The following is an 18452-nucleotide window of genomic DNA, read 5'->3' as shown; positions in this document are numbered from 1 at the left end:
GCAGCGCGTTGTTTTTTACCAGTCAGTATAGGCTGCCCGGAAGCAATGGTTTTTGTTGTAAATGGCTATAGATCAGTAGATTGCTTGGGTAGATTAGTCGATTTCCCGTATGAAACAACACCGTTACCGTTACCACTACCTCCTGGTCGCACTGTTTTGTGGCGGCTTTTTGGCGAGCTGCCAGCTACAGCCCGATCTGCTTCCTGTTTCGACTGAATCTGGGCAGGCGCGTCTTGGTGCCAAGTACAGGGCGGGCGAAGTACTGATCAAATTTAAACGTGGCACAAAATCTGATAAGGTGCTCGGCGTCCTGAGCAAGATCAACTGTCGTAAGTCTGAACGGATCTTGACCAGGATGATGCAGCATGTTGGCGATCAGGATGGGGTCATTCTGGCTACTATTCCCGGCGATATGCTGGCCACGGTCGCTCAATTAAAGGCCATGCCCGACATTGAGTATGCCGAGCCCAATTACGTTTATCAATCCAACGTTGTTTCCAACGATACCTACTTCACCAACAAGTCGTTATGGGGTATGTATGGCCCCAACACTTCACCTGCCAATGCCTATGGTTGTCAGGCAGCAACGGCCTGGGCGGCCAATAAAAATGGGTCGAGTGGGGTCATTGTGGGTGTTCTCGACGAGGGGGTCATGATCACCCACCCCGATCTGGCGGCCAATAAATGGGTGAACCCGAAGGAAACAGCCAATGGAAAGGACGATGATGGGAATGGCTATATCGACGATATAAACGGCTGGGATTTCGATGCCAACAATGCGTCGGTGTACGATGGCGTTGTTGATGACCACGGTACCCACGTGGCCGGCACGATTGGCGCGGCCGGTGGGAATGGGCAGGGTGTTGTGGGTGTTTGTTGGAACGTGAAACTGATTGCCCTGAAATTCGTTGGCACCAACGGCGGCACAACGGCCAACGCCATTAAAGCCATTGATTATCTCACCGACCTGAAGACCCGCCACGGCCTGAACATCGTAGCCAGTAACAACTCCTGGGATGGAGGCAGCTTTTCGCAGACCCTGCAAAACGCCATTGAACGGGCCAACGCCGCCGGTATTCTCTTTATCGCGTCGGCCGGCAATGGCGGGTCTGATAACATTGGCGACAATAACGATGCGGTTCCCAATTATCCGTCGGGCTATCCCAATGCCAACATCATTGCCGTAGCCGCCGTTACGTCGGCCGGCACGCGGGCAAGCTATTCCAATTATGGCGCCAAATCGGTGGACATTGCCGCACCGGGAACAGGCATCTGGTCAACGGTGCCGGGCGCGGGCAATACGTTCAGTTACGCGTCGTACAGCGGGACGTCAATGGCGGTTTCGCATGTAACAGGGGCCGTGGCGCTATACAAGTCGCTGAACCCCACGGCTACGGCCGCGCAGATCAAAGCCGCTATTCTTAACAAAGCCGTTGCTACACCCGATTTCTCCGGCAAGTGCGTGGCGAACGGTCGGCTCAGTGTGGGTACGTTCTAACCGATACCGGCTGATTCACCAGAGTCATTGGTCACCCCGTGATCCAATCCAGCACCTGGCTGGTTTGTGCCCCTGTTCCGCCCGTACTCGGGCTCGCCTTGCCGCCGCGTAGCTCGTTGACGATCAGTTCGATCAGTGGCTGTTGCACGTGCTCGGGAAACGGAACGGTCAGTATATCGGTGCCCGCCGCCGTATCGACGGTGATGGTAAAATTCTCGAAGAACGAGAAGGTGATCTTGCCTTTCGAGCCAATCAATTGGGTTTGTTCGAGACGTTGCTCCGGGTTTACCGTGAAGCACCAGCTACCCGTTCCCACCACGCCCGAGGCAAACTCGAATGCAGCGACCACCACATCGTCGGCGGTATATAAGCCCGCCTGATTACGGGCAAGGCCGCTGGCCGATTGGATAGGGCCAAGCAGAAACGCCAGAAAATCGAACTGGTGTGCGGCCAGGTCGTGGAAAAGGCCCCCGCCCGAAACGGCTGGGTCAACGCGCCACCCGGCCTGCGGGTCCAATTCCCGTTCGTTTGGTTGCCAGTTCAACTGAATGGAAACGGAACGTACCTGGCCAATCACGCCTGCATCGACCAGCTCTTTCACCCTGAGAAAATAGGGAAGTGCCCGGCGATAAAAAGCTACGAAGAGGGGTACACCCGTTTCCCGACTCACCTGATTCATGGCCTCGCACTCCGATGCGTTCAGAGCCATGGGCTTCTCAACATACACCGGCTTACCCACGCGCATGGCCCGAATGGCGTAGTCGGCATGGCTGCTGGGCGGCGTAGCAATATAAATCGCGTTCACGGCCGGGTCATGGATCAGGGCATCGGCATCGGTATACCAGATAGGTACGTTGTGGCGGTTGGCGTAATCGGCGGCTTTTTGGGCATCGCGGCGCATCACGGCCACCACCGTTGAATGGGGTATTTTTTTGAAAGCCGGGCCACTTTTCACTTCGGTTACGTCGCCGCAACCAATAATGCCCCATTGCAAATTTTCCATACCCTCAAAAGCATATTTGGCTGAAGTTTACCGGTGAGCGAGTCGTCTACGGCACCAGCCGTGGAGCCAAGTGAACTAGATTGCCTCCACGGCTGGTGCCGTGGACGACTCGCTCACCGTGTGCGAATCCGCACAGATAGTGCAATTCCGCACACGTTTTCAATTTGTAGATTGACTCAATCTATTGATAGACAATGGGCTATCCGTTGGCACGTCATTCGCAAGCCCTACAGGTAAAATGTGTATGCTGTATGGATCGTGAACTGGCCCCCGAACTTGTTACCCGCTCTCGTCGAAAGACGTGGCTTGTTGGCCTTGTGGCGCTGCTGGGTCTGGCGGGGGTTGTTCTTGGCGCCCGCTCGCTGCTGAAAACATCAATTGAGGCCACCAAGATCCGGACGGCGGTGGTGCAGAATGGGCCCGTCGAAAATACGCTGAACGCTACCGGCGAGATCATTCCGGCCTACGAACAGATTATGACCAGCCCCATTCGGGCCAGCATCCGGCGGGTATTGCTCACGCCCGGTGCGCGGGTACGTCCCGGTCAGCCGCTGGTGGAGCTGGACAAATCGCTGACGCAGATCGAATATGAAAAGCTACAGGATCAACTGGCGTTGAAGCAGAACGGCATCGAGCAGCTCAGGATGAAACTCGACAAGAACCTGTACGATGCGGATGTGAACGATCAGATCAAGCTGCTGAATATCAACAAACTAACGGCCGAAGTAGAGAACGCCCGGCGACTACTGAAAGTGGGTGGTCAAACGCCCGAAGACGTTACCCGCGCCGAAAATGCCCTGCGCATTGCCCAACTGGAAAAGAAACAACTGGAGAATGACCTGGATTATAACCGCCGGTCGATGGGGGCGAGCCTGAAGGAATCGCAATTGCAGGCCCGCATTGAAGGCACGAACCTGAAAGTACTGGCCCAGAAACTCCGGCAGGCCGATATTCTGGCCGACCGGGCGGGAGTGCTTACCTGGGTGAACGAGAACGTGGGATCGGCGGTAAACGAGGGCGACATGCTGGCGAAAGTGGCTGATCTGGGCAGTTTCCGGGTCGAAGCGTCGTGCTCCGATACCTACGCCGATCAACTGCGGGCAGGGCAGCCCGTCATCGTTCGCATCAACGAAACCGATCTTCGGGGACTGATTACGCAGGTGAAACCATCCGTGCAAAACGGTACGATCAAGTTCGCCGTCAGTCTCGACGATAATAACAATGCGGTGTTGCGGCCCAATCAGAAAGTAGAGGTATTCGTGGTGACCAATCGTACGGCCAATGCCACTCGGATAGCCAACGGACCAGCCTTCAAAGGCAAACGCCGTCAGTTTGTCTATGTGTTGGGAGATGATAGCGTCGCCCGGCGGCGGGAGGTGGAGATTGGCCTGACCAACTTCGACTGGGTAGAGATCAAAAGCGGCCTGCAGCCCGGCGACAAGGTGATTCTGACCGATCTGAGCGACTACGAGCACCTGGAGCAACTCACGATTTCTAAAGAGTGAACGTATGAAAGAGCGAAAGAGTGGGTCGTGGATAAAGGAAAAATTGGTGTCGTTTTTCTGGCCAGGTACGTTGAGCCGTTCATGGCAGACCATAACCGGTCCGCTGGCTGCCCAGGCCATCAGCAATGCAGCGCCGCCCCATGGGGGCACAACATCGGTAGCCAATGCGTTATCTCCCGCGTATTGGCGTGCCGTAGGTAGGCGACCTGCGGGGCTGTTGCCGCTCAATAGTTTGTGTGGCATAATGGCCTGTAGACATCTGGCCCCGATGGGGCGATGCTTACGAACTACTCGTGCGATAGCAATACACCTGGTCCTCGCCGCTTTTTTTTCCCTTACCAGCGTCAGTTTCAGTGTGGGCCAACCGACCAGTTGGCCCACACTGAAACTGACGCTGGATGAAGTCATAAATCTGGCGCGTGAACAATCGATTGCGGGCAAGCAGGCGGCTACGCTGAAGAAGACCAACTACTGGAAATACCGCTCGTTTCTGGCCGATTTCAAGCCGCAACTCAGTCTCGACGGGTCGCTGCCCAGCTTTACCCGCTCCTTCATTCAGGTGCAGCAACCCGACGGAACCATCGCGTTTCAGCCCGTGTCGCTCAATAACTCGTTGCTGAACCTGTCGCTGAGCCAGAACATTCCACAAACGGGCGGGTCGATCTATGTGCAGCAGCAACTCCAGCGGTTCGATAATTTCCTGAACCGGTCTACGCTCTACAACGGTATCCCGTTTGCCTTCGGCATCAGCCAGCCGTTATTCCGGTTCAACCAGATGAAGTGGGACCGGCGCATTGAGCCGCTGCGGTATGCCGAGAGCAATCAGCAGTATATCGAGGCCATGGAGCAGGTAGCCCTCGATGCCACGGGCCTGTATTTCGATTTACTGGTGGCGCAGGTGAACCTACAGATTGCCGAGACCAACCGCGCCAACAACGACACGCTGTACACCATTGCCAAACACAAGCTGGAACTGGGCAAAATCTCGCGCAACGATCTGCTGCAACTTCAACTGAGCGTACTGAACGCCCGGAAAGATCTGGCATCGGCCCGGCAAAGCGCCGAAGTAGCGTCGCTGAAACTGCGGTCTTATATCAACACCCAGACAACGACGAATCAGGTACGTTCTTTTGAGCTGGTTATTCCCGATCAGGTACGTTCGTTCGAGATCGACCTTCAGCAGGCCCTGGCCGAGGCATTCGCCAACCGCTCAGACGCCATCGGATTTCAGCGAAGGCGGCTCGAAGCCGACCGTGATGTGGAGAAAGCCCGGAAAGAAAACGGCATCAACGCCACCCTCAACGCCGATTTTGGCCTGACCAACCGGGGCAGCCGACCCATTGATGTGTACATTCAGCCACAAGACCGGCAGTCGGTTATACTTCAGTTTACCGTACCCATCATGACCTGGGGCCGGGCGCAGGCTCGTACCGAAACAGCCCGCGCCAACCAGCAACTGGTCGTGCAAACGCTGGAGCAGGCCCGGCGCACGTTTGAGCAGCAGATTTACACGCAGGTAACGCTACTCGATATGCTTCGTCAGCAGGTGAAATTAACCGCCGAGGCCGACCAGATTGCCCAGACCCGCTACCAGATCGCGCAGGAACGTTTCCGCCTCAGCGACCTGACCGTGACCGACTTAGGCATTGCTACGCAAGACAAAGACCGCGCCCGCCGCGACGCCATTCTGGCCCTTCGCGACTACTGGCAATCGTACTACACGCTCCGTTTATTGACCTTATACGATTTCGACACAAACCAGAAACTGCAAGGAGCTTAGGGCTTGGGGCCGGGGGTAGCTGACGCAAGAGCAAACCCCCAAGCCCCAAGCCCTACGCCCCTGCCCAATCACATGATCACGCTCAAAAACATCGAAAAAGTGTACCGCACCAGTTCCATCGAGACCCTGGCGCTGACCAACATCAATCTGACGATCAAGTCGGGTGAGTTCATCTCGATCATGGGGCCCAGCGGCTGCGGTAAGTCGACGCTGATGAACCTGATGGGCCTGCTGGATGCGCCCAGCGCCGGCCAGGTAGCGATTGACGGAAAAACCGTGACCCAGTACCGCGACAAGGAACTGGCCCTGCTGCGCAATCAGCAGATCGGTTTCATTTTCCAGAGCTTTCACCTGATCAGCGACCTCTCGGTGCTCGATAACGTGGAGATTCCGCTGCTGTACCGGAAAGGCGACACAACAGGGGCATCGCGTCGGCAACTGGCGCAGGAGGCACTGGAAAAAGTGGGTCTGAGTAACCGCATGAAGCATTTTCCCGGCCAGCTATCGGGCGGACAAAAACAGCGCGTGGCCATTGCCCGGGCCATTGTTGGCCGCCCGTCGATCATCCTGGCCGATGAACCGACGGGGAACCTCGACAGTGCGATGGGGAACGAGATCATGGCCATTCTTCAGCAACTCAATACCGAAGGCAGCACCATTGTGATGGTCACGCACGACGAAACGATGGCCCGGAAAACGCACCGCCTGATCCGCCTGTTCGACGGCGCCATGGTGGGGGATTCGTTGCTACTAAATGAAAGAATGACTGAATGACAGAGCGATGGTCAGCGTACCCCTCTTTCACCACTCACTCTTTCACTCTTTCGCCCTTATGCTCACGAACTATATAAAAATCGCCTGGAAGGTGTTGCTGCGGCACCCGTTCTATACCTTCATTACGCTCTTCGGCATCAGCCTGACGCTGACTGTGCTGATGGTGCTGACCTCGTTTCTCGACCATTTATTTGGTGCGCATTATCCCGAACTGAAGCGCGACCGGTCAATCTATATCCAGATGATGACCCAGCTGGATTCGGGCCGCAATGGTCGGTCGCAGGGGCCGATGAGCTTCAGGTTTTTAACCAAATACGCCAAAGCCCTGAAGTCGGCCGAGCGGGTGACGATCTGCTCGATGTTCAACACGTCGAACGCGTATGTCGGCTCCCAAAAAATCGACCTGAACACCAAGTTTACCGACGCTGACTTCTGGCGGGTAACTGATTTCGAGTTCCTGGAAGGAAAACCGTACAACGAACAGAACATCGCCAATGGCGATTACGTAGCGGTAATTACCGATGACTTCAGAAAACAGTATTTCGAAGATCCGTCGGAGCCGGTCGTTGGGAAAGATGTGGAGATCGAGAACATTCACTACAAAGTAATTGGTGTAGTGAAAGGCAGCCCGATCACACGGATTCTGACGCATGCCGACGTTTATTTTCCCTACACCGCCCCCAAAAGTAATTACCAGAATACAGGCCTGCGGGGGAATTACATTGCCATTGCGCTGGCAGGCGATAAGCGGGGCATGAAAGCGATTAACGATGAGTTTCAACGCTTTATCCAGCGCATTCCGGTACCGGGCGATCAGGATGGATTCAAGTATTACGTACTGGTCGTAAAAAGCCTGCCTTATCTGGAAAGTTTTATGGGCGCCTTTGCCGACGGCGACAGCGGCCTGAAAACTATGTTCTACGGCGTCATCGGGTTTATCATGCTGATGCTGATGGGGTTGCCTGCCATTAATCTGGTGAATGTAAACGTGAGCCGGATTCTGGAACGTGCCTCGGAAATAGGCATACGAAAAGCCTTCGGGGCACCCATACGTACCTTGCTCTGGCAGTTTATTGTGGAAAATATTTTCATCACGTTCATCGGCGGGGCCATCGCCCTGGTGCTGACCCTGATCGCCATTTCCCTGATCAACAACAGCGGCTGGATTGCCCATGCCGACCTGACCATCAACGTACCCGTTTTTCTGATCAGTATGGGTATCTGCCTGGTATTCGGGCTGTTATCGGGCGTGCTGCCTGCCCTGCGGATGTCGAAACTCAATATTGCCGAAGCCTTAAAATCGTAAAGAGTGAATGAGCGAAAGAGTGCTAAACGCACCTTCCTCTATCTGGTCACTCTTTCACTCATTCATTCTTTCACTCTTTAAAAAATGATCCGTCATCTGTTTACCCTCATCTGGAACAAGAAACGGGCGCACTCGCTGTTGATCATCGAGATCTGGGCCTCGTTTATGGTCTTGTTCGGGCTGGCTTCGCTGCTGGTCCACAACCTCAGCAATTACCGTGAACCGCTGGGCTTTGCTTACGAAACTATCTGGGTGGTTGACTTAAATAATAACCAGGATACCGTAGCCGTAGCCGAAAAAACGCAACGGATCATCCAGCGAATAAACGCCTTTCCCGAAGTGGCGTCCAGTTCACGCATGAGCGATAATAGTCCATTTTCTGCCAATACCATGAACAATGCCGTTGTGCGTGGGAATCGAAACACGATGATGGATTTTTACGTGACCGACGAGAATTTTGCCAAGGTGCTGGCTATTCCATTGGCCTCGGGCAGATGGTACACGGGCGCTGATAGTATTGGCAAATACAAGGCTGTGGTGATCAATCAAAAGGCGAAAGAAAAATTATTTGACAACGAAGATCCGATTGGTCAATTGTTGGGCGATAAGCCTAAAGAAAATGATGGCCCACGCCAGAAGAAAATCGTTGGTGTAGTCGATAATTTTAAAGCCAAGGGCGAATTCATGACGAACAAACCGGCTATTTTCGAGCAGCTTGACAGCCGTGAGCCGTACTACAAAAAGATTCTGGTCAACGTAAAACCCGGTACCGACGCTGTTTTTGAGGCGAAGCTGGTGAAGGCCATAACGGCGATGGCCACGGGCTGGAGCGTTGATGTGGATCACCTGACGGAGTCGCGGCAGAACCAGCACAACCTGACGCTGGTGCCTGCTATCATCTTCGTCGTTGTGTGTAGCTTCCTGCTCATCAATGTCGCGCTCGGCCTGTTCGGGGTGTTGAACGTAAGCATCACCCGGCGGCGGGGCGAGATTGGCCTTCGTCGGGCGCTGGGGGCCACTGAACGGTCAATTTCGTGGCAGTTTGTGGGGGAAATGTGGGTACTGGCTACTTTTGCACTGGTACTGGGGCTCGTGCTGGCCTGCCAGTTTCCGCTGCTCAACGTATTCGATCTGCCCGCCAGTGTGTACATCACCGCTATCCTGATTGCCGCCCTGGTCGTGTACCTGCTCGTTACGGTCTGTGCGCTGTTCCCCAGCCGACAAGCCGCTACGATCCAGCCTGCCGTGGCCCTTCACGAAGAATGAACGGCAGGTAGCACCGAAGCTCCAGCTTCGGTAGTAACTGATAAGCTTATACTACCGAAGCTGGAGCTTCGGTGTTACCCTGCCCCATGCTCCTTATCATCGACGACGATATGGCTGTTCAGACGTCTCTTTCGCTGCTTTTCAGGAAAGAGGGGTTTGCTGTGCGTATTGCCGATGGGCCGTTCGAGACGCGGGAGGTACTGGAGCAGGAAACGCCCGAAGCCATTCTGCTCGACATGAATTTCTCGGTCGAAACGTCGGGCGATGATGGCCTGCGGCTGCTTCGGTCCATTCGCGAACGGCTGCCCAACGTACCTGTGCTCCTGATAACGGGCTGGGGGAGTATCGATCTGGCCGTGCAGGGAATGAAGGCCGGGGCCAATGATTTCATTACCAAACCCTGGCAGAACGACCATTTGGTGCAGTCGGTCAAAACGGCGATCAGGCTGGCGGGCGGTCGATCTGGTGAGGCTGTGTCGGCGGGCCGTCGGCAGCTCGATGAACAGTTTCAGTTCGATAACATCGTGGGTGAAGACCCGAAGCTGCTGGATGTGCTCACCACGATCGGACGTGTAGCCCCTACCGATGCGCCGGTGCTGATTACGGGCGAAAGCGGAACGGGGAAAGAATTGATTGCGGAAGCCATTCACCAGAACAGCCGTCGTAAACGACAACCGTTCGTGAAGGTGAACCTGGGCGGCATTTCCAGCACGTTGTTCGAGAGCGAACTTTTCGGCCACGTGCGCGGCGCCTTCACCGACGCCAAAGCCGACCGCATTGGCCGTTTCGAGCTGGCCAATCGAGGCAGCATTTTCCTGGATGAAATCGGTGATCTGGATGCGGCGTCGCAGGTAAAACTGCTCCGCGTGTTGCAGGACCGCACCTTCGAACCGCTGGGCAGCAGCAAAACCCGGACGGCCGACGTGCGGGTGATCTGTGCCACGAACCGGAATCTGGAAGACATGGTGAGGCTGGGTACGTTCCGCGAAGACCTGTTCTACCGCATCAACCTCATTACGGTGCGCCTGCCCGCCCTCCGCGAGCGCCCCGCCGATATTCCGCGGCTGGTCAACTTCTTCACCAACAACCTGAAAACGCTGTACGGCCGACCGAATTTACAGGTGAGCAAGGAAGCGCAACACTGGCTGAAAGACCTGTCGTTGCCCGGCAACATCCGTCAGTTGAAAAACGTGGTTGAACGGGCCGTGCTGCTCGCTCCCGGCGATATGCTCACCGTTGCCGACTTCGAAAAGCACGTGAGTCAGCCATCTTCCAGCCCCGCGCCCCAACCCCCCAGCCACTTACCGCCTGTTGGCAGCATGACCCTCGATCAGATGGAGCGCCAGATGATCGAGCGGGCGATGGCGCACCACCAAAACCGGGTCGGCCACGTAGCGCGGGCGTTGGGCATCACCCGTTTCGCCCTCTACCGCCGCCTGGAGAAATACGGCATTGCGTATAATGCGGAGGAATAATCGGTATAGGGGGCTCAACTGGCACGAGCACGTGCTCGTGCCAGTTGACACTAATCCGCCAAGTCAGTGTACCATAAAATCACGCCCGTTTCCAGTCGATTTCGATGCGGCGGCCTGTGTCGGCGGCTCGAACGATGGCATCTATAATGTGGAGGTCTTTGATGCCCTCGGCGGCCGAGGCAATGGGTTCGGTGTTGTCGATGATGTTGGTAGCGAAGGCGTCCATCTGGCGAATTTGCTGAAAAGGCGGCGTTGCCAGGTCGATCTTTCCTTTCGATGAATCACCTTTGGCACCCGTGGCGTTGAAGGCGGGTTGTAACCCGAACCACTGGTAGCCGGTGGTCGCGTAAAGCCGGTCAACGTAGGAGGTATAGGTTGTAGTTGAGCTGGATAAGGCACCGCCCGGAAATTCCATCTGGAAAAACATACTCTCGTAAATGTCCTTGAAAATCGTTTTGTCCCGGATAAAGCCCTGCGCCGTCACGGCAATCGGATCTTCGCCAATCGTACGGCGGGCACCCTGAATGGCATACACACCCAGGTCCATGATGGCCCCGCCACCGCCCATCTGCTTGTTGAGTCGCCACGACTGTGGGTTGGCCATGGAGAAGCCCAGTGCCGTTTCCATCATTTTTATAGTGCCCAACTCCTTCGATTGTGCCAGCCGACGTACCTCCAGATGATGCGGTTCAAAATACAGCCGATACCCCACCGACAGTTTCACGCCCGCCTTTTTGCAGGCCTGAACCATCTGCTCACATTCGCCCGCGTTGAGGCCCATCGGCTTTTCGCAGATCACGTGCTTGCCCGCTTTCGCCGCCCGAATCACATACTCGGCGTGCATCGAATTGGGCAGCACCACATACACAATGTCGATGTTGGGGTTGTCGGCAATGCGGTCGAAGGTCTGGTAGTCGTAGACATTCTCTTTCGGAATGGTGTACTTCGCCATCCATTCCTGCGCTTTAGCCGGTGTGCCCGTCACGATGCCCGCCAGCCGACAGCGCTCGGTATGCTGAAGCGCCGGACCCAACTGAACGGTACTATACGTACCCAGCCCCACCAGTGCAATGCCCAACTTACGGGTGTCGGCGGCACGAAACAGCGGCGAGGCATTGGCACTGGCCAACGCGCTGGCTCCGAGAGCGGCCTGCGATATAAAAAGGCGACGATTCATGGTTAGCATGTAGTTAAAAGCAGGAGATTTACCCTTGACAAGATACGAAAGAGCTGTACCTGTAAAATTTGTGTAAATCGGCTTATCTGCGTCATCAGCGTTCTATATGACATTTCAAACCCGTTACCTGCTCTACATTGGGGCCGTTCATGCCGTATTGATCGGGCTGACGTTTCAGTTGCTGAAAGAGAATAAACCCTACTTCATTGCGTCGGAAGTGCTGATCCTCCTGTCGATGTACATTGCCGGGCGGCTGTACCAGTCGTTCCGGCAACCAGCGGCGTTTATCGCGTCGGGCATTGAAGCCATTCGGGATAAGGATTTTACGATCAAGTTTGTGCCGACGGGTAACGAGGAGGTGGATGGTCTCATTACGGTCTACAACCTGATGATCGATCAGCTTCGGCAGGAACGTACCCGGCAGGCTGAACAGCAGTTTTTTCTGAATAAGCTGGTAGAAGCGGCCCCCATTGCCTTACTGATTTTTGACTTTGATGAGCGCGTATCGGCCGTGAATCCGAAAGCGCACCAGCTACTAAACCTGCCCGACAACGACCTGATTGGCAGATCTTTATCGGCCATAGGGCACCCCCTGCTAACGCACCTGATCGACCTGCCCGCCGACCAGCCGCAGACGATCAAACTGACGGGCGTTGAAACCTACCGGGCCATGCGCGGCCAATTTATTGATCGGGGTTTCCGGCGTCAGTTTCTGTTCATTGAAGAACTGACGGCCGAGATTATCGATACCGAGAAGAAAGCCTTCGGCAAGGTGATCAGGATGATGGCCCACGAAGTCAACAACTCCATTGGGGCAATCAACTCTATCCTGCACATTGCCGAACCCGACGTACCTGACCCCGACGTGCGGAAGGCCGTGCGGGTGGCCATTGAGCGGAATGATCGGCTCAACCAGTTCATGCGTCGCTTCGCCGATGTGGTGCGCCTGCCCGTGCCCAACCCTGCGCTAACCAACGTACCTGACCTGCTGCGCGACGTATTTAGCCTGATGCAACCCCAGGCAACCGCGCGCGGCCTATCGCTGACGCTGCACTTGCCCGATGGACCGGTGAAGCAGTTGATCGATGTCGCCCAGATGGAGCAGGTGCTGGTCAACGTGGTGAAAAACGCGCTGGAAGCCTGTCAAACCGGACAGTCAGTCGAAATGGTGTTGACCAGTAGTGACTTACTCGTCCGCGACAATGGCCAGCCGATTTCCGATGAGGTGGCTACGAATCTGTTTAACCCGTTCTTCAGCACCAAAACCACCGGCCAGGGTATTGGCCTGACCCTCGCTCGCGAAATCCTGCTCAACCACGGCTTCGCCTTCTCGCTACGTACCCAGCCAGACGGCTGGACGGTGTTTCAGATTAAATGGCACGCGGATTTAGGGGATTTGAAAAGATTGGCGCGGCTGTTGGATTGAAGCGGATTGGTAACCTGGAACAGAGCCAATCTGCTCAAATCCCCTAAATCCGCGTACCCGGAAAACAGCCCCGAGAATCGGTTTAATCCCCACATCCGTGTTCTATTGGCCAGCCGCGTACCCCCTTAAAATCCGCGTACCATTAATGGGCCAAGCAGCGGTTCAGGCGGAGGCCTTGTGAATTGATGGCTGTGATCAGCAGTGTTTCTTTGTTAGGGCCGCGTAAAAGCGCCGATGACCGGGCGTCGCCCCGAATCAGCAGGCCGCTGCTCGTGGAGTCGAGCGGCTTGAAATGACCACGGCCATCGCCCAGCAGCACTGTACCCACAGAGGCATCTTCCCGGCCCATGTTGACTTCGTTTGGGTAAAAATTGCCCGTCAAAACCGCATCCAGATGTCCATCCCGGTTAAAATCGTGTACGACGATCCCGAAAGCCGGCGCTACCTGAGCCGGGCGAGGCAAGGCATGTACGGCGAATTGACCGTGCCCCTGGTTTTCGATATAAGCGCTTTGCAGGTACGTTGCCTGGGCCTTATAAGCGTCTTCCAGCTCATCGCTGGTCAGTAAGTCATCGAAGTGTACGGCGGCGTAATCGGCAAAGCGCTGGTATTTTCGGCGGAACTGGATTACCTGCTGGTTCAGCGCATCGCGTGGAATGGCCGGATAACACACACCGTTGATGAAATAGCCCATCAGCGGGTCTATGGTACCGTCGTTGTTAAAATCTTTGGCGATAATCTTGACCGGTTCGTTGGCTGAGGCCTGATAAAGCGTATTCAGTCCCTCGTTTCCAGCCATGTAGTCGAGGTCGCCGTCGTGGTCGAAATCGCCCTGCGCCAGCGTATTCCACCAACCAGTCGTGTTTGGCAGCTGCACTGCGGCCGATTTGAAACTACCTCTTTGATTTTTGTAGATCGTCAGCGGCATCCACTCGCCGGCCAGCAGCAGGTCGGGCCAACCATCCTGATCATAATCGGACCAGAGCGCCGAGCAAACCATACCGGCCTTGAGCAGCGACGGACACAACTGCTGGGTCACGTCGGTGAAGCGATACCCCGTTGCCGACCGGTCGTTTCGCAGCAGATAGCTCCGGGCGGGCAGCGGGTATTCGCCGGGAATCTGACGCCCCCCCACAAACAAGTCCAGATCGCCATCATGGTCAAAATCGGAGGCAATGGCACAGGATCCGCTTCCTGATAGATCGGGCAGCACCCCGGCAGGAGCCATGCCGAAATTGCCTTTTCCGTCATTGACATACAACTGATCCTGGTAGAAGGCCTTATCCGTTGCCGGCCGCTCATTACCCCCATAAACCACATAGAGGTCCAGGTCTTTGTCGCCATCGGCATCGAAAAACAGCGCGTTGGTCGCTTCCTGATCAGCCCCGGCTGGAAAGGCTTTCTTCGTGAACCCGCCCGCCGACTGCTGAACGAACAAACAGGCTGGACTCCCCCGGTATGAACTACCGGTAAAACAGTCGTCTAACCCATCTCCATTGACATCGCCCACCGCCAACGCAAAACCAGCGCGCGACAGCATTTTGTGCATAGCAGCCCGCTGCTTGAAATCAACGAAATCAGATTCTTTATGCACGAAATCGATGGGATAGTGCTCCGTGACGTCGGTGAACAGGCGATTACGGGCTGAGTTAACCGAAGGCTCTTTTGCCGCTATCGTCGCCTGCGAATACGATAGCGTGATGGGTTGATCTACGGCTATATTTCGCCTGCTTTCTGAGCGCCCGCCCGGCCACTCGATACGTACTGAGTCGATTGTTGCGTTTCGGCCTATTCCAAAGTGAAGGGCCGGTTCTACAGACGACAGATAGCCCCGCACAACGTATAGCTCGGCATATTGCCTGGCGCCCCCGGCCCAAAGCGTTACGGTCGCGCCTATCCCTTGTCGGTTAGCCGAATCGCCCTGTAGTTTAACCGTCAGGTAGTGTTGGTCCGGCGCCTGCTCACGGCTTCGATTGCGGTAGATAAGCGCTTCACTATCAACGTTGTTGACGGCAATGTCCAAATCGCCATCCTGGTCGAAGTCGGCGTAGGCGGCGCCGTTCGCGTACGATTTTGTGTCAAGTCCCCAGGCCCGTGACACATCGGTGAACGACCCATCGCCTGCATTGTGAAACGCATAGTGCGCGAGCGGAATCTCGGGCACCTTATCCAGCAGGGCAAGGCGCTTCTGCGTGTTGTATTCGGTGGTGCCGAAGCTGGAAAAATCTTCGGTGAACGTGATGAAGTCGCGGTCGGTCACGTTTTTGCGGTAGCCGTTGGTGATGTACATGTCTTTCCAGCCGTCATTGTCGAAATCGGCCAGTAACGTGGCCCAACTCCAGTCTGTCTGCGCAACGCCCGCCATCAGGCCAACTTCAGCGAAAACGGGCTGGGGGCGCGGGGCTGAGGGCTGATGGTTTGGGGCAGCGCTTTTTACCCCCTGCCCCAAACCCTCAGCCCTCAGCCCGTCGCCCAGATTCATCTGCAGCGAATTCCGCATATACTGCATCTGGTTGCCGTAGCGGGACGAAATGCTCATTTCCTTTCGGTCGTAATCCTGACCACCCAGCATCATCTTCAGCCGGTCATTCTCTTTCGGGAGCATGTCGAGTTGCATCAGGTCGATGCGGGCATCGTTGTTCAGGTCAGCCGCATCGACGCCCATGCCGTACATACTCGTGTGGGCAGTAGCTTCTTTGATGACGTTGGTGAAATGGCCGTTCCCGTCGTTCAGGTAAAGAATGTCGCTGCTGGTGAAATCATTGGAACAATAAATGTCTGGATAGCCGTCCTTATTCACATCACTAACGACCAGCCCCAGGCCCAGCGCGTCGTAGGTGATGCCTGCCTGCCGGGAGACGTCGGCGAAAACCGGATGGCCCGCCGGCCCATTTCCTTCATTTCGGTAAAGTTTACCCGTGCCGGGATGCGACCCATCCGATACGACAGGGCGCATGTGGGCGGGGTTCTGGTAGTCAGGCGCTGTGTTGAGCAGGAAAGCATCCAGATCGCCATCCAGGTCATAATCGAAGAAAGCGGTTTGGGTAGTGAAAGCCGGGTCAGCCAAGCCATAAGCTTTCGCCATTTCGTTGAAAACGGGTTTCCCATTCGTCAGCCCCTGGTTGACGAAGAGCAGATTCTCGGTCTGTTTGAGCGACGAATGGCTGGCAACAGAAACATAGATGTCGAGCCAGCCGTCCTGATTGATGTCCGTCATCACCGCCCCCGAGCACCATCGATTGGTGGTCAGTCCGGCCGCTTCCGTTATATCGTCGAACGAAAAGCCATCACCCGGCTGTTTTCCCTGATTCAGATACAGGCGGCAACTAGCCTGGTTGCCGGTGAAGAATACATCCGTAAAACCGTCCTTGTTAACGTCGCCAACCGCTACGCCGCCCCCGTTGTAAAAATTGGTGAACGTGAAGCCATTTACCTGTTCGGAGGGAGTCAGCGAATTGGTAAAGGTTATGTGGGTCTGACTGCTGGGTAATTGCTCGAACAGGGGATCGGGTGACCGATGACAAGCCAACAGAACGCTGCTCAGCGCACTCGCCCAAACCACATGTAACCAACGTACTTGCATACCTATCGCCTCGGGTTTACGTAATACAACAATGACACCGGAGCATCCGGTGTCATTGTTGTATTACCAGTGTATATCAGATTAATCCATTAATAACCAGGGTTTTGGCCTTTAACGCCAATGTTCGGGTTGTTGTCGATTTCCTGTTGAGGAATGGGCAGCAACTCATGCTTGCCTTTCTGGAAATAGGAGAAGGGCTCGGTCGTCAACTTACCCTGTTTCCGCCAGCGCAGGATATCCCGGTTCCGAATCTCTTCGCCATTCAGCTCCACCCGACGTTCGTGTACAATGGCCGCAAATACCTGATCTTTCGTCGAAGTAGGGTATTTGGCGGTTGGGTACGTTGGCATGGCTACGCTGGGCCGGTTGCGGATCTGGTTCAGGTACGTTACCGCACTGGCTGTATTTCCCAGTTCGTTTTCGCATTCAGCCATGGCCAGCAGCGTTTCAGCATACCGCATAATCCGCTGATTGATGCCGCCTGTTGTCGAAACGCCCGCTTTGTACATCAGCGTGAACTTCCGCCAGCTTACCTTCTGCGTTTTGCCATCCACAATCGAGCTATTGCCGTTCTGCACCTCGTCTGTCAGGATGTTTTGGTCCTTGTTAAACTTATCGCCCGTGGTGTAGAACGATTTCGCATAGCGGGGGTCGGTCTTCGCATCGCCTTTGCTGGTTTTCTCAAACTCAGCTAACAGACTGTTCGACGGAATAATGTTCCGCCAGCCAATACCCGAATACTCCTGGGTACGTACCGTTTCTTCGCCTGCCGAGGCGCCATCCGCATCGCCATTCCAGTTGAATGTGCCCCCCGATGGCAGGAAATTCACTTCCCAGATCGATTCCTTGTTAAACTCGGTCTCTTCGAGGAAATTGTCGTTGTACTCATCTACCAGGGCATAGGTGCCGGAGCTGATGACTTTCTGAAGTTCAGTCTTCGCGTTGGCATAGTCACCCTGTTGCATGTAGACCCGGGCAAGCAGCATCTGAGCAGCGCCCTTGGTCGCACGCCCCTGATTGGCTGCGTCATACGTGGCCGGAAGGGCATCCTGAGCGGCTTTCAAATCAGCCACGATGAACGCATACACATCGGCTTCCGGCGAACGGGGCAACGACCCCGATACGCCCGTGACATAGTTTTTATAGAGCGGAACGCCTCCCCACATACTCACCAGCTCGAAATAAGACCAGGCCCGCAAGAACTTGGCTTCGCCCACTGCCTGTGTGGCCACGCTGGCCGTTAGCGCTTTGGCCGCCGCCGCTTTGTCAACCACTACGTTGGCCCGGTGAATCACGCGGTAGGCTCCCGTCCAGACAGAGGCTACCAGCCCGTTGTCTGTTGTGTGAACGCCCAGCAACAGCTGGTTCCGTGGTGTTTCGAGCTGGCCGCCGCCTGCCGCTACGTCGTCTGAACGCAAATCATTGGTAAAGAACCACTCGCGGGCAACCAGGTTCGTAGACTGCAACGCGGCATAAACACCGTTGACTGCACTCCTGATCTGTAGATCATTTTGAAAATAACTGTCGGTCGTAACCGCGTTGGGGTTTAGCTGCTCCAGCTTCTTTTCGTCACACCCGGCGGTCAGAACCAGTAGTAAAGCGCCGGCTAAGAAATAGTGCCTTTTCATATATACAGTATGCTTTGAGTTCGTTAAAATC

12 protein-coding genes are annotated in these 18452 nt (G+C 55.4%); 8 read left to right on the top strand and 4 right to left on the bottom strand.

The features are described from left to right. The first annotated feature begins 109 nt into the window (after positions 1 to 109). Complete coding sequence (locus ACAW75_RS13005) at positions 110 to 1498, top strand: S8 family peptidase (RefSeq protein ID WP_370729158.1); 1389 nt, start codon at positions 110 to 112, stop codon at positions 1496 to 1498. Between the two features lie 31 nt (positions 1499 to 1529). Here the strand turns inward: ACAW75_RS13005 and ACAW75_RS13000 are convergent, their stop codons facing one another. Then, positions 1530 to 2501 (bottom strand): Gfo/Idh/MocA family protein, encoded by a 972-nt coding sequence (locus tag ACAW75_RS13000; RefSeq protein ID WP_370729157.1) that lies wholly within the window; start codon positions 2499 to 2501, stop codon positions 1530 to 1532. Positions 2502 to 2752: 251 nt separating this feature from the next. Here ACAW75_RS13000 and ACAW75_RS12995 point away from each other — a divergent pair, with 251 nt between their 5' ends. From ACAW75_RS12995 to ACAW75_RS12970, 6 genes are all read left to right on the top strand, one after another. Continuing rightward, positions 2753 to 4006 (top strand): efflux RND transporter periplasmic adaptor subunit, encoded by a 1254-nt coding sequence (locus ACAW75_RS12995; protein WP_370729156.1) that lies wholly within the window; start codon positions 2753 to 2755, stop codon positions 4004 to 4006. A gap of 4 nt (positions 4007 to 4010) precedes the next feature. Beyond that, positions 4011 to 5786: a TolC family protein gene (locus ACAW75_RS12990; protein ID WP_370729155.1), complete on the top strand. Its 1776-nt coding sequence runs from the start codon at positions 4011 to 4013 to the stop codon at positions 5784 to 5786. Between the two features lie 72 nt (positions 5787 to 5858). Then, entirely contained in the window at positions 5859 to 6560 is a 702-nt protein-coding gene (locus tag ACAW75_RS12985) for an ABC transporter ATP-binding protein (RefSeq protein WP_370729154.1), read from the top strand. A gap of 58 nt (positions 6561 to 6618) precedes the next feature. Beyond that, positions 6619 to 7866 carry an ABC transporter permease gene (locus tag ACAW75_RS12980; protein ID WP_370729153.1) on the top strand — a complete coding sequence of 416 codons (1248 nt, stop codon included), beginning with the start codon at positions 6619 to 6621 and terminating at the stop codon, positions 7864 to 7866. A gap of 84 nt (positions 7867 to 7950) precedes the next feature. Further along, positions 7951 to 9132 (top strand): ABC transporter permease, encoded by a 1182-nt coding sequence (locus tag ACAW75_RS12975; RefSeq protein ID WP_370729152.1) that lies wholly within the window; start codon positions 7951 to 7953, stop codon positions 9130 to 9132. 86 nt (positions 9133 to 9218) lie between these two features. Next, on the top strand, positions 9219 to 10607 hold the full coding sequence (locus ACAW75_RS12970) for a sigma-54-dependent transcriptional regulator (protein ID WP_370729151.1): 1389 nt from the start codon (positions 9219 to 9221) through the stop codon (positions 10605 to 10607). 79 nt (positions 10608 to 10686) lie between these two features. Here the strand turns inward: ACAW75_RS12970 and ACAW75_RS12965 are convergent, their stop codons facing one another. Further along, positions 10687 to 11784 carry a Gfo/Idh/MocA family protein gene (locus ACAW75_RS12965; protein ID WP_370729150.1) on the bottom strand — a complete coding sequence of 366 codons (1098 nt, stop codon included), beginning with the start codon at positions 11782 to 11784 and terminating at the stop codon, positions 10687 to 10689. Between the two features lie 106 nt (positions 11785 to 11890). On the opposite strand from ACAW75_RS12965, the gene ACAW75_RS12960 reads away from it, so the two are divergent. Beyond that, the gene (locus ACAW75_RS12960; protein WP_370729149.1) at positions 11891 to 13210 is read left to right on the top strand and encodes a sensor histidine kinase; all 1320 of its coding nucleotides are present in this window, start codon (positions 11891 to 11893) and stop codon (positions 13208 to 13210) included. A 142-nt stretch (positions 13211 to 13352) separates the two neighbouring features. Here ACAW75_RS12960 and ACAW75_RS12955 read toward each other — a convergent pair whose 3' ends face one another. Then, the gene (locus ACAW75_RS12955) at positions 13353 to 16793 is read right to left on the bottom strand and encodes a VCBS repeat-containing protein (protein ID WP_370729148.1); all 3441 of its coding nucleotides are present in this window, start codon (positions 16791 to 16793) and stop codon (positions 13353 to 13355) included. A gap of 89 nt (positions 16794 to 16882) precedes the next feature. Further along, entirely contained in the window at positions 16883 to 18421 is a 1539-nt protein-coding gene (locus tag ACAW75_RS12950; protein ID WP_370729147.1) for a RagB/SusD family nutrient uptake outer membrane protein, read from the bottom strand. Positions 18422 to 18452: the final 31 nt, after the last annotated feature.

The organism is Fibrella arboris (genome assembly GCF_041321095.1).
Classification (GTDB): domain Bacteria; phylum Bacteroidota; class Bacteroidia; order Cytophagales; family Spirosomataceae; genus Fibrella; species Fibrella arboris.
This window is presented reverse-complemented; position numbering and strand designations above follow the sequence as displayed.

What these genes read in the sequence shown, in the direction of transcription:
- ACAW75_RS13005 (WP_370729158.1), top strand. Translation starts at nt 110, where the DNA reads ATGAAACAACACCGTTACCGTTACCACTACCTCCTGGTCGCACTGTTT.
- ACAW75_RS13000 (WP_370729157.1), bottom strand. Translation starts at nt 2,501, where the DNA reads ATGGAAAATTTGCAATGGGGCATTATTGGTTGCGGCGACGTAACCGAA.
- ACAW75_RS12995 (WP_370729156.1), top strand. Translation starts at nt 2,753, where the DNA reads ATGGATCGTGAACTGGCCCCCGAACTTGTTACCCGCTCTCGTCGAAAG.
- ACAW75_RS12990 (WP_370729155.1), top strand. Translation starts at nt 4,011, where the DNA reads ATGAAAGAGCGAAAGAGTGGGTCGTGGATAAAGGAAAAATTGGTGTCG.
- ACAW75_RS12985 (WP_370729154.1), top strand. Translation starts at nt 5,859, where the DNA reads ATGATCACGCTCAAAAACATCGAAAAAGTGTACCGCACCAGTTCCATC.
- ACAW75_RS12980 (WP_370729153.1), top strand. Translation starts at nt 6,619, where the DNA reads ATGCTCACGAACTATATAAAAATCGCCTGGAAGGTGTTGCTGCGGCAC.
- ACAW75_RS12975 (WP_370729152.1), top strand. Translation starts at nt 7,951, where the DNA reads ATGATCCGTCATCTGTTTACCCTCATCTGGAACAAGAAACGGGCGCAC.
- ACAW75_RS12970 (WP_370729151.1), top strand. Translation starts at nt 9,219, where the DNA reads ATGCTCCTTATCATCGACGACGATATGGCTGTTCAGACGTCTCTTTCG.
- ACAW75_RS12965 (WP_370729150.1), bottom strand. Translation starts at nt 11,784, where the DNA reads ATGAATCGTCGCCTTTTTATATCGCAGGCCGCTCTCGGAGCCAGCGCG.
- ACAW75_RS12960 (WP_370729149.1), top strand. Translation starts at nt 11,891, where the DNA reads ATGACATTTCAAACCCGTTACCTGCTCTACATTGGGGCCGTTCATGCC.
- ACAW75_RS12955 (WP_370729148.1), bottom strand. Translation starts at nt 16,793, where the DNA reads ATGCAAGTACGTTGGTTACATGTGGTTTGGGCGAGTGCGCTGAGCAGC.
- ACAW75_RS12950 (WP_370729147.1), bottom strand. Translation starts at nt 18,421, where the DNA reads ATGAAAAGGCACTATTTCTTAGCCGGCGCTTTACTACTGGTTCTGACC.